Genomic DNA, 15,871 nt, shown 5'->3' on the forward strand with positions numbered 1-15,871 from the left:
ATACTAATGTTATCCATATATATAGATATTTTCATTTATGAGAATAAATCAGAGTGGTTTCTTTGGACTTTGTACTCATTTGGCGTAAATACTGTAGATGTAACTATGATTCTAATACTGCTTTTCAATAAGGATTTTCTAAAGCTTCATCGTGCAGTAAGTGTGAACTTTCCAAAAGAAAAGGTGAATAGTTTTGGCTGAGTTTCATAAGTATGTGAGTGCTTATCTAGCAACTTTTATTATGTGGGGATTTCTGATGGCTTTCCTATATAACATGGTCAGTAAGTCAATAGTTCCCAATGGTGATAAAACTTTAATGTGGATTTCGCTAACAATATTTTTGTCTTATTTAGCATCCGATCCACTAACCTCAGCTACTTTCCAGATTGAGTCGATGAGTTATGCAACTGCTTATGTAGTCTGGACAGCTCTAGATCTAACTTGTATTGGTGCAATACTGTTGATTACTAAAGATAAGTCTATCAATAGTTACCCAGCAAAACTTTATGTGATAATAGGCTTACTAATTAACAGTGCTCTTTTCATAAGTATGTATATAGATATTAATATACTCGAGAATACAGAAGAGTGGTGGTTATGGGGTTTTTATACAGTTACTGTCAATATTATGGATGCAATGATGCTTATTGCACTTTTCAGTAATAAAGATTTTCTGGGTTTTGTTAAGCTTTATCGGAAAGTTCAAGGCCAAGCTGAAGCGGCTTGACCTCAATTCGTTAGAAACGGTATTCCCAACTGGTTCTAAGGGCTGTGTTTGTTTCTGACTCATCACCTATTTCATCTTTTGAAATAAGCCCTGTCACTTTCCACAAACCATTAAACATAGATTGTTGATAACCGAGCTCTAACTGCAACTGACTCATCTCAGATGCGACCTCAGCGTGTGTGGTTTCGCTTTCAATCCAACGTAACTTTGCATGGCCACCATAGCCATTTAAAGTGTGGTAATAGGCACCAAGGATAGCAGATTTACTTTGCAGTGGTGTTGAGCTGCCAAGTAAACGTGAGCGTTGTGTATAGCTGCCAGAGCCATATACGCAATCGCTAATTTGCTCACAAGTTTGCTCTGTATTTGAGTATTCAAAATAACTCTTTAGTAAATCCTCTGTTGAACCAAAGTAGCTTTCAACACCCAGCGTATAGAATGGCTCGCTCGGTGCTAAACCGCTTTTATTTCGACCCATAACTTCAGCATAAAAGGCAACAGGCTGCGTCATTAGAGTTGTAGAATACTTTACATCTAAACTGGTTAATCGGTGTTTTGATTCGATGCTCTCAAGGGTAACAGGGTCAATTTTTAGGTTAGTTAAATAGTCAGAGCCTGCACTATTAATAGCAACTTCAAGCCCTGTTAATGGTGTACTTGCAAACCTTAACGCCCAAAAGTCACCGTCTTCGGAATTATTAAGAAATGGCTTTTGTTTGGCGTAAATACCCGTTAACTGCCAGTTACCGATAAACGATAACCAACTTGGGCCTACATATTGCGTATTCGCTCTCGTAAATCGCAGGCCTTTCATTGGCGCGGCATTATTTGATAGCAGTAGGGCGTTATCGTTACTTGGCCCCCACCAATGACTTACTTGTTCAGCACTGATTGACCAATTACCTAGTAAAACTGCTAAATAGCTATCTTGATAGGTCACATGTTGTTTATCAAGTGCATCATCGGCGTAATTAACACTGACCTTAGCACTTACGCGCTTCCCTGTGATAGAACCATAGCTATTTATGCCACTTTCTTGCTGGTGGCGTTTACCAAACCCTTGCTGGGTTAGTGGTTCGCTGTTGTAATTCAGGCGAATGCCTGAGCTCGACTTTTGTTTTGCATTATCAAGGGCATGCTTAACATGCTGATAAGCAAATAAGCTCTGCTCATCAAGTTGACTGGTATCTGCAATGTTTAGATCACGTGCAATACCTTGCCACATTAAGGGGTAACTATTAATAGGTTGTTTTATGACACCTTGGTTAAATAGCATTTCGATTGAAGCGCGAAGTAAAGGGTCGTCGCTTTCTATCCATGGTTCTGCAAGACTTGGCGCAGAGCACATTAGTAATGCAGTTAAGCTAATGAACTTTTTTAATTTCATCCGTGAATTTTTTCCTGTAGTGCTTTGGCTACGATAGGGTCAACAAACTCGCTTACATCACCATTGTGGCGTGCTACTTCTTTGACTAGAGTAGATGAAATAAATGAATTTTTTTCTGCAGGTGTCAAAAATACACTTTCTAGATCTGGATTTAGTCGACGATTCATATTTGCTAACTGAAATTCATAATCAAAGTCAGACACTGCACGAATACCTCGAATAAGTACTTCGGCTTTATGCTCGCGAGCTAAATCAGCTAATAAGCCAGAAAAGCCAATCACACTTACATTATCAAGATGCGCTAAGATTTTATTGGCAAGCTCAACACGCTCATCGAGTGTAAAGCACGGCTGCTTACTAGGGTTATGTGCAATAGCAACAATAACTTTTTCGAACATTTTTGCAGCTCGATGAATTAAGTCGGTATGGCCATTTGTAAGGGGGTCGAAGGTACCCGGATAGATTGCAGTAACGTTCATAACTATCAGCGATTTATAAATTTGCCTGCTATATTAACAGTGTTTTCTCGACTATGCAGCTTAGAAAATACGCGTATCGGATTAGGAACCTTCACCTATATAAGGTAGTAAACCGATTGAGGTTATTATTTTTCAAGGTAGTATTTAATTGCCACGCATTTGTTTATACTGCTTGGCTGGGGAACGTAATAATCATAAAAAACAGAGTAAATAGGCTATGAGCACAAAGGACAAAATCATACACACCAGCATTGAGTTATTTAATCGCCACGGTGAGCGTGCCATAACAACCAACCATATCGCCTCGCATATGGGGATAAGCCCAGGAAACTTGTATTATCACTTTAAAAATAAAGAAGATATTATTCGTCACATATTTGCTTTGTACAGCGACCATCTACACACTCATTTCAAGCCACTGACTCCTGATGACGATGCGCTTGAAAACCTAGCGGGTTATCTTGATTCGTTGTTTGAACAAATGTGGCGCTTTCAGTTTTTCTACGACAACTTAGGCGATATTTTATCTCGTGATGAAGAGCTGAAAAAAGGCTACATTGCGTTTCAAACTGAGCTTTTAGAGCAAGTTAAAGATGTACTTTTTGCATTACGTGAAGGCGGTGTTATTTGCATTGCAGACGAAGATGTTACAGAGCTTGCGCATATGCTTAAAATGACTGTGAGCTTTTGGACGCCTTATATCAAAGCTCGCCGCTTAAGTGGTGAACTTGCCAGAGCTGATATTTATAACGGTATTTTAAAAGTATTACTGCTATTAAAAGCTCATTGCACAGAGCAACATCTAGAGCAAGTTAACCAATTAAGAGCTAAGTATTTAGCCCTTGCTGAAACAGAGCAAAGCGAACAATAATCCCGCAAAGCAGTTTATTTCCTAGACGCTATAATTTTTGTTATAATCGCGCGCCCTTGAGGTTGCTTAACCTTGGGGCGTGTGAAATCCACAGTCTAAGAGTGAACTATGCTTAAATTTATCGTCAAACTACACCCTGAAATCGCGATCAAGAGTAAATCTGTTCGTAAACGTTTTACCAAGTTATTAGAAAATAATATTAAGATCGTTTTGCGTCGCGTTGACGAAAAAGTTCAGGTAAGAAACAACTGGGATAATATCTCTGTTGTCAGTTTGCTAGACTCTGAGCAAGTTCGCTTAGATATTATCGATGGCTTAAAACGCATTCCAGGTATCGTACAGTTTATTGAAGTAACAGAAACAGACTTCGACTCAATCGACGATATTTACCAAAAAGCACTTGAACTAATCGGTCATACCATTGCAGGCAAAACATTCTGTGTGCGTTGTAAACGTTCAGGTAAGCATGATTTCACCTCAAGCGATGTAGAGCGCTACGTAGGTGGTGGCTTAAACCAGCATGTTGAAGGTGCACGCGTTAAATTATCGCACCCAGAGGTGACAGTTCGTTTAGAAGTGCGTGATGATAAAGCTTATATCGTTACTCAAACTCACTACGGTATGGCAGGTTTCCCGCTACCAACACAAGAAGATGTACTATCGCTAATGTCGGGTGGCTTTGACTCAGGTGTTGCAAGCTATCAAATGATCCGTAAAGGTGCACGTACTCACTTCTTGTTCTTTAACCTAGGTGGTGCGGCTCACGAAATCGGTGTTAAGCAAGCGAGTTACTACATCTGGAAGCAGTTTAGCTCTACTCATAAAGTGAAGTTCGTTACGGTTGATTTTGAACCTGTAGTCGCTGAAATTTTAGAAAACGTTGAAAACAGCCAAATGGGTGTTGTTCTTAAACGTATGATGATGCGTGCAGGTAGCCAAGTTGCAGAAAAGCTAGGTGTACAAGCACTGGTAACTGGTGAAAGCATTGGTCAGGTATCGAGCCAAACGCTTGCTAATTTAAGTGTTATTGACCGTGTAACTGAAACCTTAATTATTCGTCCGTTAATCCAACACGATAAACAAGATATTATTAATATTGCACGTCAAATTGGTACGGCTGAAATGGCAGAAAGCATGCCTGAGTACTGTGGTGTTATTTCTAAGAAGCCAACAGTTAAAGCAAAAATCAAAACGATTCTTGCTGAAGAAGCTAAGTTTGACTTCGACGTGCTAAATACGGTTGTTGAGAATGCCCGTGTGATGGATGTTCGCGATATCGACACCGAAGCAAAAGAAGAAGTGAAAGAAGCTGAGTCTGTATCTGACTTACCAGAGGGGGCAGTTGTTGTTGATATTCGCTCACCTGAAGAAGAAGATGCAAATCCATTAGAGCTTGAAGGTATTGAAGTTGTTCATTTACCTTTCTTCCGCTTAGCGACTAAATTTGGTGACTTACCAAAAGATAAAGAATATTACTTATATTGTGCTAAAGGTGTGATGAGCCAGCTACAAGCGCTGATCCTTCACGAAGAAGGCTACAGCAACGTAAAAGTGTATCGCCCGTAAGGGATAGTGATAAAAGCGCGACATGTTCGCGCTTTTTTAATGCCGAAAATAATTGCGAGAAACGAAAGCTAGTAACTTTACTCTTTCCCTTAGCTAACTTTTTATTTTTATCATGCTAAGCATTGCTTGATTATAAGGTGTTTTTACGCCTAATTTAGCGCCTTGTTCACACACATAACCACAAATTGCATCAATTTCAGACTCTCGATTATGGCTGATGTCTTGCTGCATAGAAGAAAAGTTTTCAGCGGTTGCCGTCATCACTGAATAGGCTTGGTCCAGTGCCTCGCTAAGCTTTACGTCAACACCTTGTTTATTGGCAACAAGGCATGCTTCATTGAGCAAGTTAATGATACGAGTACTAAATTGCGGTGCACGTAATTGGCCATTTTTAATGTTATGAATCGCTGTTAACGGGTTTATGGCAATATTCACTAACAGCTTTTGCCAACGCAATGAGTGGATATCATCACTAACAGAAAAGTGTGGTAAATAGCTAAACTGCTGCTTTAGCTCATTGAGCTTTCCACTAGCAGCGTTATTGCAAGCACCCAGCACGCTTTCGCCATTACCAGTATGGCTCACACTATAAGGCGTTGTTTTAAAGCCAGCTAAACGCGTTGTTAAAAACGCTAACCCTTGAGAGTCTAACAACAGGGCATTAACTTCATCAACATTACCCATACCATTATGAGAAATAACGATTTGGCATTTTTTACTAAGGTAAGGTTTTACTTGCCCAAAGGCAGCTTGCACCTGAAATGCTTTAACTGTGATTAATACTAAGTCAAAGGGGGCGAATTGACTAAGCTCTTTGTGGTGAATAAGGCGAGCTTTAATTGGATGTGATTTACCATTACTGGCTTGATAAAAGCGCGTGGTCAGGGTTGGCTTACGGGTCAGTAATGTAATGTCATGTTGTGCAGATAAAAAATGGCTAAATAACAAGCCAATCGCACCGTCGCCAACAATTAATATGTTAGCCATTACGTTGCTTACTACCTACATGAAAACCAAGTTTTATAATAAAATAGCTTACAGCACCGATAAAATCAGCGACAAAATCCCCAACCGAAGCTTGACGGTAAGGCAGCATATCTTGCATAAACTCTATGGCCGCACCATATCCGGCTAATAGTAAAATTTGCACCAAAAGAGGCAATTTAAAGGCTTTGTCCATCACCATAGCCAGTACAAAGAAAATACCAAAATGCGCCACTTTATCTACGTGTGGAAAGAGGTTGCTCACCCCTTTAATTTCTTTGGCAAATAAAATTGTAAAGCCAATAATGCTGGCTAAAAAGATAACTTGGTAAACACGCCTTGTCACAATAAACCCTAAAAATGCCGAAATTGAATGGTCAGTATATCAAACAATTTTTGCATCGCACCTGAACAAATCGGATAAAAATAGAAAGAATCGACAAATAAGCGTTATAATTGCCAACCATAAATGAATTTAAAAAAGACTATGTTAGGAGAACCCCATGCCTTCATTTGATATTGTTTCTGAAGTAGAAATGAACGAAGCGCAGAATGCAGTAGATAATGCAAAGCGTGAACTAGAGACGCGTTTTGATTTTCGTGGTGTTGATGCATCAATCGAACTAAGTGATAAAGTAATCAAGTTAAAAGCAGAAGCACCACAACAAGTTATGCAACTTTTTGACATTCTTGCTGCGAAAATTTCAAAGCGTGGCTTAGATGTATCTAGCTTAGAATTAAGAGATGAGTCGCGTAGTGGTAAATACGTAATGCGTGACGTTGCGCTTAAGCAAGGTATTGAAAAAGACGTTGCGAAGAAAATCGTTAAATTAATCAAGGACTCAAAAATCAAAGTACAAGCCGCTATTCAAGGTGAAGAATTACGTGTAACAGGTAAAAAACGTGATGATTTACAAGAAGCAATGCAAGTTGTTCGTACTGCTGATTTAGGTCAACCATTCCAGTTCAAAAACTTCCGCGATTAATACTTTGTGTTTATAGCTTTGAGCTGTAGGTTTTAAGCTATAAACCTGCAAGTTTCTGAACTTTACAAGGAGCGTATTTTGAGACGAATATTAGGTTACAGAGAAAAAGATATCTTCTAGCTATTTTCAGCTAGAGGATATTTATGTCAGTAAAGAACAAAACAATTGACCGTAATAAACACGGTAAAATAAACAGAAAATACACAGGCCCACACAGTACTTATTTTTACCAACAAACACCAAGTTGGTGGGTGAAAATGACGATGACCAAGCCAAGAAGACGCTTAAATAAAGCTCTTTGCAAGCTTGTGCTGAATGGTGCTGACCCAGAAGGAATTGTTTTTCCGTTAGGAAATTCAAAACCTCATGAGTACTTCTGGTAATCATTGTTTTATAAAAGCCAATCACCATGCTGATTGGCTTTTTTGATCTGACTCCACTTACAGCTTGAAGCTTTAGGCTTAAAGCTTTGCTTTAGAAGTATAGCCGTCCATTGACTTTCTTCCCCAAAATCATCACAATAACGGCCTATTTTCGAGGTGCTTGCTGTATCTTCAGATACGTTAAATTTCAAAGGGTGAAATAGTCGCAAGATAATCGGGAAGTCGGTGCGTTTTCAGGGAGAAAACAATGCCAACACTGCCCCCGCAACGGTAATGTATATGCCATGCATGTACAGAGTCCGGAGACCGGCCTTGAATTAACTTACTATTCGCGTGTGCGGTGGGCACAGGCTAGGGGATATCATGCTAAATAAATCTGCGTTATGCGTAGCGGTTGCTGCTGCGTTATCTTTTTCTGTATCTGCTGACGAGCAATCAATAGAGCACATCACAGTTACTGCCAATAAATTCGAACAATCAATTAATGATGTATTAGCCAGTGTCACTGTTATTGACCGTGCTGATATTGAAGCAAGCTATGTGCGTGACTTACCAAGCTTACTGGCGACTCAAGCAGGCTTTCAAATTAATGCTAATGGTGGTTTTGGGCAAAGCTCAGGTGTTTCTTTACGTGGTGCAAGCTCTCGTCATACGCTTATTTTAATTGATGGTGTACGTACAGGCTCTGCAACACTTGGTTATAAAAGTATTAGCAATATTCCTTTAAACAGTATTGAGCGTGTTGAAGTAATTAAAGGCTCACGTGCTGCTGTATATGGCTCTGATGCGCTAGCAGGTGTGATTAATATCATTACGCGTAAAGCACAAAACACGACCTTAGACGTGACTTTTGGCTCAGACTCTTATCAAGCGTACCAAGTAGCGACGGGTGGTCAGTTTGCGGGTGTTGATGTTGCTGTTAATGCTGGTTATGAAAAAACAGATGGTTTTGATGTTCTTCAAGGTCTAGCGCCAGATGAAGACGGCTACGAAAACAAAAACCTTGGCTTTAATCTAGGTTATCAAAATGAGCAATTAGGTGAATTTTTAGCTCAAGCACAGTACTCAGAAGGCGAAGCCAAATACGACAGTGCTTATAGCCCAGCAAACAGTACCATAGAAAAAGGCGAGTTCGAAAATTACCAAGCTTCATTAGGTTGGAAAAAAGCCTTCGAAAAACACAGCCATGCCATCGATATTGCCATATCAAGTGATAGTTCAGATGACTCACGTATTGATTACACTGGTGCAACGGTGGTTGATAAGTTTGAAACTGAGCGTGAGCAAATCGATTACAATGGCCAATACTTTTTCAATCAAGCACTGACTCTTAGTGGCGGTTTGAACTGGTATAAAGATGAAGTGAACACTAACTCAGGTACATACTTAAAAGACAGCCGTGAAGTATTCGCTGTGTTTGTTGGTGCATATTATGATGACGAACAAGTACTCGCTAACCTGACAGTTCGCCAAGATGATGATCAGCAGTTTGGTGATGAAACAACATACACTGCAGCTGTAGGCTATCACTTAAATGACATCGCCACATTCCGTGTTAGTCAAAGTACTGGTTTTAAATCTCCAACATTTAATGATCTATATTACCCAGGCTCAGGTAATCCAGAGTTAAACCCTGAAACATCAGATAACCAAGAGCTTGGTTTATCACTCAATGTGAATGATATTAGTCTTGATATTGCGATTTTCCGCAGCGAAATCGACAATAAAATCGCTTGGGCACCAAATGCATCAGGGCAATGGCTCCCAACCAATATAAACGAAGCTCGCCACGAAGGTGTTGAGTTTAGTTTTAAAAACCAAGTATTTGGCTTTGATCATAGCTTTAACTTTACCTACCTTTCAGCGGAAGATACACAAACAGGTCAGTCACTCACCTATGTGTCAAATCACAGTGTGAATTGGTCATTGCACAAAGCATGGGGTGATTTTGATGCCGGTATCGATATGCAATACCGTGGTGATCGTGATGGTAAGTTAACGCACTTACCTTCATATACATTATGGAATTTAGTAGGTCACTACCAAGCGACTGACAACTTAACTGTGTCACTACGAATAGAAAACCTATTCGATAAAGAGTACAACGCCGTTGATGCCTATGGCACTGATTTAGATGGTGACTTTATCAATGACGAATTTTATTACTACAACACGGCTGAGCGTCGCCTGTTTGTAGGTGCCCGTTATCAGTTCTAATAGCCTTTAAGGTCAACTGAGCTGTTTGCTTAAAGCGAGTAATTGACATTAATTTGCCCATTCATGTCATTTGTATAAGTAAAAACAAGCTCAGCTTCATTATTAGTTCTGCGTCTAAAAGCTCGCTACCTACTTAGCGGGCTTTTTTCATTTTAGTTTATCAGCGAAATATTGCTCGAACTTAGCAAGCTTTGGGGCAATAAGTATGCTGCAATAACCTTGATTCGGGTTTTCATTGTAATAGTCTTGGTGGTACTGCTCTGCAGGATAAAAGTTTGATAGAGGGCTGAGTTCAGTCACAATGGGTTCACGAATTTGCTTTTGTAAAGCATCAATCATGGCTTGTGACTCAGTTTTTTGTTGTTCATCATGATAATAAATCACACTGCGATACTGCGTGCCGACATCATTACCTTGACGGTTTAACTGTGTGGCATCATGTAAAGTGAAGAACATTTCAAGTAGGGTGTTATAGCTCACAACACTGCTGTCGAAATCAAGCTGAACAACCTCGGCATGACCTGTTAAGCCAGTACAAATTTGCTGATAACTTGGGTTTTCAATCTCGCCGCCAGCATAGCCAGAGCTGACATTAAGTACTCCTTTCACACGTCTAAATGCTGCATCAATACACCAAAAGCAGCCGCCGCCAAAAGTAGCTATTTGTATGTTGTTATCCATATTTAACTTCCTTACCTTTTTGCTGACTATAGCTGAAAAAACAAAACGCCGTAAAGACGGCGTTTTGTAACATCTTAAACTCGTTTAAATTTCTTCTAACGGCTTATCTTTTGCCTGTTGTTCTAACTTGCTTTGTAAGTACTCAGGCGACTGGGTATTTCTGGCTAGCGCACTGTATGCTGCAGGTACTACGAATAAGGTAAGTAAGGTTGCAACAATAACACCAGTAAATACCACCACACCAATTACCATACGGCTTTCTGCACCTGGGCCACTTGCAAGTACTAGCGGTACCGAGCTCATTACAGTGGTCAGTGAGGTCATGATAATGGGGCGTAAACGCTGCGTAGCTGCTTGAGTAATCGCTTCGTCAAACTCAACGCCTTTATCGCGTAGTTGGTTAGCAAACTCAACAATCAAAATACCGTTTTTCGCACTCAAACCAATTAGCATTACGATACCAATTTGGCTGTAAATATTCAGAGTGAGATCTGTGTACCATAAGCCAAATAATGCGCCGACTAAACCAAGCGGAACGGTAAGCATGATCACAAACGGGTGAATGAAGCTTTCAAACTGGGCTGCAAGTACTAAGAAAGTTACAGTTAGTGCAAGAATGAATACATAGGTCATTGCTGATGCGCCTTCATAGAATAGTTGCGATTCACCTTTGTAGTCAATTGCACCGTCTATGTCATTTTCTTCAGCCGCAACTTGATTTAAGAAGTTCAGCGCTTCTTCTAAGGTATAGCCATCTGCTAAATTCGCACTTAACGTAATTGCGCGCATACGGTTATAGCGGTTCAAACGAGACGCAGTGGCTTCTTCTTTTAAACTAATTAAGCTATCTAGCGGAACCAATTCGCCACTGCGTGATTTTAAGTAGATATTTGAAATATCAGTCGGGTTAGCAAAATCTTCTTTGGTCCCTTTTAAAATTACATCGTATTCTTCACCGCGGTCGATAAAGGTCGTTACGCGACGTTGGCCTAACATGGTTTCTAGCGTGCGACCTACATCAGATACAGAAACACCTAAATCTGCAGCTTTGTTTTTATCAATGTTGATTAAAAACTGCGGGAAGGTTTCTTTGTAATCATGGTCGATTCTCACCAAACCAGGGTTTTTCTCTGCACGCTGGATAATACGGTCTCGCCAATCAGCTAGTTGATCGTAATCGTTACCTTGCAATACAAACTCAATTGGGCGTGATGAACCACCGCCACCGATACCACGGCGCATAATCGCAAAAGCCCGTACGTCGGTCACTTCCGTCATCTTACCGCTAATTTCATCCATTACTTCCCAAGTTGAGCGCTTGCGTTTATCCCAATCAGCCATTCCTATGATAGCCACGCCACCTTGACCACCCCAACCCGGGACTCGAATAAGCACGCGACTTAATTCACCAGATTCAGAGTAAGGCATCAAACGCTCTTCAATTTTTGCCATGTTAGCCGCATTATTCTCATAACTAGCGCCTTCTGGGCCGCTCATCATAATAAAGAATGTTCCACGGTCTTCTTTTGGCGTCAGCTCTGATGGCACTTTTTGAAATAGCATAAAGCTGGCAACACCAGCCAAAATCATCATTAGTAGTAAGCTCCACTTACGACTCATATTTGAAGTAAGTGAATTACGATAGGCGTTTTCAATTTTGTTAAATGTTCTATCCATCCACTGGCTAAACTTACTTTCTTTTTCTGATGGCTTCAGTACTTTTGAGCAAAGTGCCGGAGAAAGGGTTAAGGCTGTAATACTAGAGAAGAACACTGCGGCGCTTACTGCCATAGCAAATTCGGTGAATAGTGCGCCGATACGGCCATCCATAAACACCAGCGGTACGAAGACTGCAATTAGTACGAGCGTAGTGGCGATAATCGCAAAGCCAACTTCACGGGCACCACGAAACGCAGCAAGAAGAGGCGGTTCACCTAACTCTATTCGGCGGTGAATATTTTCAAGCATTACAATTGCGTCATCTACGACTAAACCTATCGCAAGAACGAGAGCTAATAGAGTCAGTAAGTTGATTGAGTAACCCATAGCAAGCAAGAACATAAAGCTACCAACTAGCGCTACTGGTACCGTGACTGCAGGTACCAGTGTTGCACGAATATTACCTAAGAATAGGTAGATAACCAATACAACCAGTGCCATTGAAATCCCAAGCGTTCTATATACTTCATCAATTGATTCTTTGATAAAAATAGATGAGTCATAGCTGTCTTGAATGGTTGTGCCTTCTGGCAGGTTACGCTTGATTTTTTCAAGTTCTGCGCGGGCATTATCAACGACGGTAAGAGTATTGGCTTTGGCCTGCTTTACAATGCCTAAGCCAATCATATTTCTGCCATTACCGCGAAACAGACTTTCGTCGTCAGCGGCTTCTAAGTGAACATCAGCCACTTCACCTAAACGTACTAAATAGCCATCTTCACCACGTTTAATAACCAAGTTTCTAAAGTCTCGCTGATCTTTATAACTACGGGCGGTACGTACTGTAAAATCACGGTCGATAGACTCGATTTCTCCAGCGGGTAATTCAACGTTTTCAGTTCGTAACGTGTTTTCGATATCGCTACTGGTTATACCGCGTGCAGCCATCGCTTTACGGTTTAACCAGATTTTCATTGCGTATTTACGTTCACCACCAACACGCACGTTTGAGACACCGTCAACAACGGCTAATCGGTCAACAATAAAGCGTTGTGCATAATCAGATAACTGTAATGAATCCATGGTAGTACTGTTTAGTACGAACCATGCAATTGGGCTTTCATCGCTGTTTGATTTAGATACCTCTGGCGGGCGAACTTGCTCAGGTAAGCTATCTAGGGCACGGGCTACACGTTCGCGTACATCGTTTGATGCAGCATCGATATCACGGCTGATATTAAACTCAATGGTGATATTTGAGCGACCATTACGGCTCGATGAATTAATACTTTTGATGCCTTCGATACCCGAAATGCGGTTTTCGAGTACTTGGGTGATTTTGGTTTCAATAATCTCTGCGCTGGCACCAGTGTAATCAGTGCTAACGCTGACAATCGGTGTTTCAATATCCGGGTATTCTCGCAGTGGGAGCATAGAAAATGCCACCAAACCAAAGGTAAGTAATAACAGGTTGATTACGATCGCAAAGACCGGGCGTTTAACGCTAGTATCAGTAATTTTCATGGTTTAGCCCTTGATACTTACTTTGCTGCCAGTACGGATCTTAATAATGCCTTCAGTCACAACTTGCTGACCACTTTCAAGGCCTTTATCAATGGCTACCCAGCCATTGTGACGACCTGCCACATGTACTTCTACTTTGTTAGCAACGCCATCTTCAATTTGGAACACATAGTGTTTGTCTTGCTGAGGGATTACGGCTTTCTCTGGCACCATTAGCGCTTGGTTTGAACTTAACTCTAACGCCGTGTTCAGCAACATGCCTGGTCGCAATAAACCACTTTTATTAATAAAGCTTGCAGTTACTTCAACGCTACGTGTTATAGAATCAATACGAGAACTAATGTGGGTCACTTTACCGTTAAAGGTTTTTTCTGGGTAGGCATCATTTTGCGTCATCACTTTCATACCAAGCTGCAACTGAGCTAGGTATTTTTCTGGCACTTTAAAGTCGACCTTAATAATGCTGATATCATCAAGTGTGGTAATGTTTGTTGTATTGCTAACATAAGTACCAATTGAAATTTCGCGCTTGCCTAGCAAGCCAGAAAATGGCGCTTTGATGGTCATTTCTGCCAGCTTTGTTTTAGCACTTTCAAGTTGTGCTTCGGTTGCGTCAACCCGCGATAATTGCTCTTCAAGTAATGATTTAGCAGTCGCTTGTGAGCGAGATAACTCAGTGAGGCGCTCAAGTTGGCGGCGTTCTTCGCGTAAATTAATACTTAGCTCTTTTACTGCTAATTCTTCTTCTTGAGATTGCAATTGAACTAGTTTTTGACCTTTACTCACTAAGTCGCCATCATTGAAAAAGATATCGGTAACATAATCGTTTTGCGCGCTGCGAATATAAATCGCTTGGTTAGCACGAGCGCTACCAATTGCTTCAATGAGTACTGCATTTTCCTCGGCTGTAACAGTGTGCGCTGTTACTTGTGTTGCACGGTTGCCAAAGTTGCTTTGCTCCCCTTGGCTTGAAGGTAAATACAAATAAATACATAACCCAAGTAAAAGGGTAATAATAAAAGGAAAAAGTGCTTTACCAGATTGTGTAGAATACATCATCGTGTTACCAGAAAATTAGTTGAGTGTAGTGTACAAAATTAGTACGTGCCCCGTATGTCAGGTATCTCATAAATTTGTGCATTTGGCGTAAAAGTTAAAAGTTCGGCTAATTTGTTCCTTTATTGTGACTAAAAGAGAGGTTTTAGTATGGGTAAAGAACCAAAGTGTAATTATTGTTTAACGCTTAGAAAGATAGTTTTGGTCACAATTGTGATGTTTATTTTTTACTTTTCAGTATATGGATAAGAAACTTCCTGCACTCAAAGTGCGTGCTCAAGCATCTCGCCATGGCAGCGAGTTTTTAATTGTTGGCGGTATTGGGTTAATCATTATTATGTTGGTTAACTTATTGAGGCCCGGTGAAATTAGCATTGTTGAGATTTTTTTAGCAACAACCTGTATTGCCGCAATTTTTATTGGCTTTTTAAAAACTCAAGAACCATACTTTAGCCTAACATTTACTCAGAATTTACTTATTTATCATCATAAAATTGGGAATTGGCAGCTAAATCGTGCTAATTTTCATCATAGTGGTATACCAAAAGTGGAACAAGGCTTAGAATACCTTGAGTTAAACGCAGTTGGTATTAAACTCAATAACATAGATGAATTTTTAACTCAGATTTCCCCGAGAATTGCTGGACGATTACTGATAGAGCAACGTCATTTATTTATGCAAGTCATTCAAAAATATTGCAAAAATGGTGATTGCCCATCAGAATGGTTAATAGAAGAGACGGACTACACTGCCCCTAGTGGTCAGCTTTACAAAGGATTGATTGCCATGTTTGCTAATCGTACGCAGCATTTAAGGCAATTAACAGGATACGATTTATTATTGCCAGCCAATGTTCTTGATGTTGATATTTGGCAATTTAGTGCTGATTTAAATCGTTGGAAACTGAATCCTAATGAGTTTATTGAGGCGCGTTTACAGAAAAAGTAAGCAGTTAGGTGCAGTAAGTAGCAGGATAAGACTATGAGTCAAGAACGTTCTTTTATTAAAAGCGGTCGAAACACAATAATACACAAAGATAAAAAACTCGACTTAGTGGTTGTGAATGGTGAGAATCACCCACGCATTAAAGTTACTCAAAATGGTTTAGAGCCGTTTAAAGAAGACCTGCCAAAAAACCGTCGTGAAGCCAAAGAGCGCTACTTAGAGATGGTGTATGTAGCAAGCCCTGATGTATTTGCAGAAGAAAAACGTTTGTTGTTTATCCAAGCCCTCGATGGCAGAGAATACAAAGTCGATTACAGTAAAGTAGGTACAAAGCTTTTCGTTCGTATCCATCAAGAAAGTTATTTATAAACCCGAGTCTGGCACTTTAATTGCTTATTATTAGCT

The 15,871-nt window shown here is 40.3% G+C and carries 15 protein-coding genes and 1 riboswitch; of the genes, 8 read left to right on the forward strand and 7 right to left on the reverse strand.

Annotated elements, in window-relative coordinates; genetic code table 11:
• The first annotated feature begins 193 nt into the window (after positions 1-193).
• Positions 194-727, forward strand: coding sequence for a hypothetical protein (locus L1D46_RS00005; protein WP_239976495.1), 534 nt, complete (start codon positions 194-196; stop codon positions 725-727).
• Between the two features lie 10 nt (positions 728-737).
• On the opposite strand, the gene L1D46_RS00010 is transcribed toward L1D46_RS00005, so the two are convergent.
• Together L1D46_RS00010 and coaD are read right to left on the reverse strand one after the other, a co-directional pair.
• Entirely contained in the window at positions 738-2,114 is a 1,377-nt protein-coding gene (locus L1D46_RS00010) for a capsule assembly Wzi family protein (RefSeq protein ID WP_239976496.1), read from the reverse strand.
• Positions 2,111-2,593 carry a pantetheine-phosphate adenylyltransferase gene (coaD, locus tag L1D46_RS00015; protein WP_130050664.1) on the reverse strand — a complete coding sequence of 161 codons (483 nt, stop codon included), beginning with the start codon at positions 2,591-2,593 and terminating at the stop codon, positions 2,111-2,113. The genes L1D46_RS00010 and coaD overlap by 4 nt, the downstream gene beginning before the upstream one ends.
• 217 nt (positions 2,594-2,810) lie before the next feature.
• Between coaD and L1D46_RS00020 the strand changes: the two genes are divergently transcribed.
• Both L1D46_RS00020 and thiI read left to right on the forward strand, forming a co-directional pair.
• A complete protein-coding gene (locus tag L1D46_RS00020; RefSeq protein WP_130050665.1) occupies positions 2,811-3,464 on the forward strand; it encodes a TetR/AcrR family transcriptional regulator in 654 nt (217 codons plus the stop codon).
• Positions 3,465-3,572: 108 nt separating this feature from the next.
• Positions 3,573-5,030, forward strand: a complete 1,458-nt coding sequence (gene thiI, locus L1D46_RS00025) for a tRNA uracil 4-sulfurtransferase ThiI (RefSeq protein ID WP_239976497.1) — start codon at positions 3,573-3,575, stop codon at positions 5,028-5,030.
• 93 nt (positions 5,031-5,123) lie between these two features.
• Here thiI and L1D46_RS00030 read toward each other — a convergent pair whose 3' ends face one another.
• Complete coding sequence (locus tag L1D46_RS00030) at positions 5,124-6,017, reverse strand: 2-dehydropantoate 2-reductase (RefSeq protein ID WP_239976498.1); 894 nt, start codon at positions 6,015-6,017, stop codon at positions 5,124-5,126.
• Positions 6,010-6,360 carry a VanZ family protein gene (locus L1D46_RS00035; RefSeq protein WP_130050668.1) on the reverse strand — a complete coding sequence of 117 codons (351 nt, stop codon included), beginning with the start codon at positions 6,358-6,360 and terminating at the stop codon, positions 6,010-6,012. The genes L1D46_RS00030 and L1D46_RS00035 overlap by 8 nt, the downstream gene beginning before the upstream one ends.
• Before the next feature lie 157 nt (positions 6,361-6,517).
• Here L1D46_RS00035 and L1D46_RS00040 point away from each other — a divergent pair, with 157 nt between their 5' ends.
• The 3 genes from L1D46_RS00040 (at position 6,518) to L1D46_RS00050 (ending at position 9,600) form a co-directional block, all read left to right on the forward strand.
• Positions 6,518-7,000 (forward strand): YajQ family cyclic di-GMP-binding protein, encoded by a 483-nt coding sequence (locus tag L1D46_RS00040; protein WP_063703177.1) that lies wholly within the window; start codon positions 6,518-6,520, stop codon positions 6,998-7,000.
• 143 nt (positions 7,001-7,143) lie between these two features.
• The gene (locus tag L1D46_RS00045; protein WP_130050669.1) at positions 7,144-7,383 is read left to right on the forward strand and encodes a hypothetical protein; all 240 of its coding nucleotides are present in this window, start codon (positions 7,144-7,146) and stop codon (positions 7,381-7,383) included.
• Positions 7,384-7,558: 175 nt separating this feature from the next.
• Positions 7,559-7,713: riboswitch (cobalamin riboswitch) on the forward strand.
• A gap of 33 nt (positions 7,714-7,746) precedes the next feature.
• On the forward strand, positions 7,747-9,600 hold the full coding sequence (locus tag L1D46_RS00050; RefSeq protein WP_239976499.1) for a TonB-dependent receptor: 1,854 nt from the start codon (positions 7,747-7,749) through the stop codon (positions 9,598-9,600).
• A 147-nt stretch (positions 9,601-9,747) separates the two neighbouring features.
• Here the strand turns inward: L1D46_RS00050 and msrA are convergent, their stop codons facing one another.
• The 3 genes from msrA to L1D46_RS00065 all read right to left on the reverse strand — a co-directional run bounded on the left by msrA (position 9,748) and on the right by L1D46_RS00065 (position 14,520).
• Positions 9,748-10,281, reverse strand: coding sequence for a peptide-methionine (S)-S-oxide reductase MsrA (gene msrA / locus L1D46_RS00055; RefSeq protein WP_130050671.1), 534 nt, complete (start codon positions 10,279-10,281; stop codon positions 9,748-9,750).
• Positions 10,282-10,365: 84 nt separating this feature from the next.
• A complete protein-coding gene (locus L1D46_RS00060; RefSeq protein WP_130050672.1) occupies positions 10,366-13,464 on the reverse strand; it encodes an efflux RND transporter permease subunit in 3,099 nt (1,032 codons plus the stop codon).
• A gap of 3 nt (positions 13,465-13,467) precedes the next feature.
• Entirely contained in the window at positions 13,468-14,520 is a 1,053-nt protein-coding gene (locus L1D46_RS00065; protein ID WP_130052251.1) for an efflux RND transporter periplasmic adaptor subunit, read from the reverse strand.
• Between the two features lie 241 nt (positions 14,521-14,761).
• Here L1D46_RS00065 and L1D46_RS00070 point away from each other — a divergent pair, with 241 nt between their 5' ends.
• Together L1D46_RS00070 and L1D46_RS00075 are read left to right on the forward strand one after the other, a co-directional pair.
• Positions 14,762-15,469, forward strand: a complete 708-nt coding sequence (locus L1D46_RS00070; protein ID WP_130050673.1) for a DUF2982 domain-containing protein — start codon at positions 14,762-14,764, stop codon at positions 15,467-15,469.
• Between the two features lie 33 nt (positions 15,470-15,502).
• Complete coding sequence (locus tag L1D46_RS00075) at positions 15,503-15,835, forward strand: hypothetical protein (RefSeq protein ID WP_167658540.1); 333 nt, start codon at positions 15,503-15,505, stop codon at positions 15,833-15,835.
• Positions 15,836-15,871 lie beyond the last annotated feature (36 nt).

This window comes from Pseudoalteromonas sp. Isolate3, from assembly GCF_022398505.1.
GTDB classification, from domain to species: domain Bacteria; phylum Pseudomonadota; class Gammaproteobacteria; order Enterobacterales; family Alteromonadaceae; genus Pseudoalteromonas; species Pseudoalteromonas apostichopi.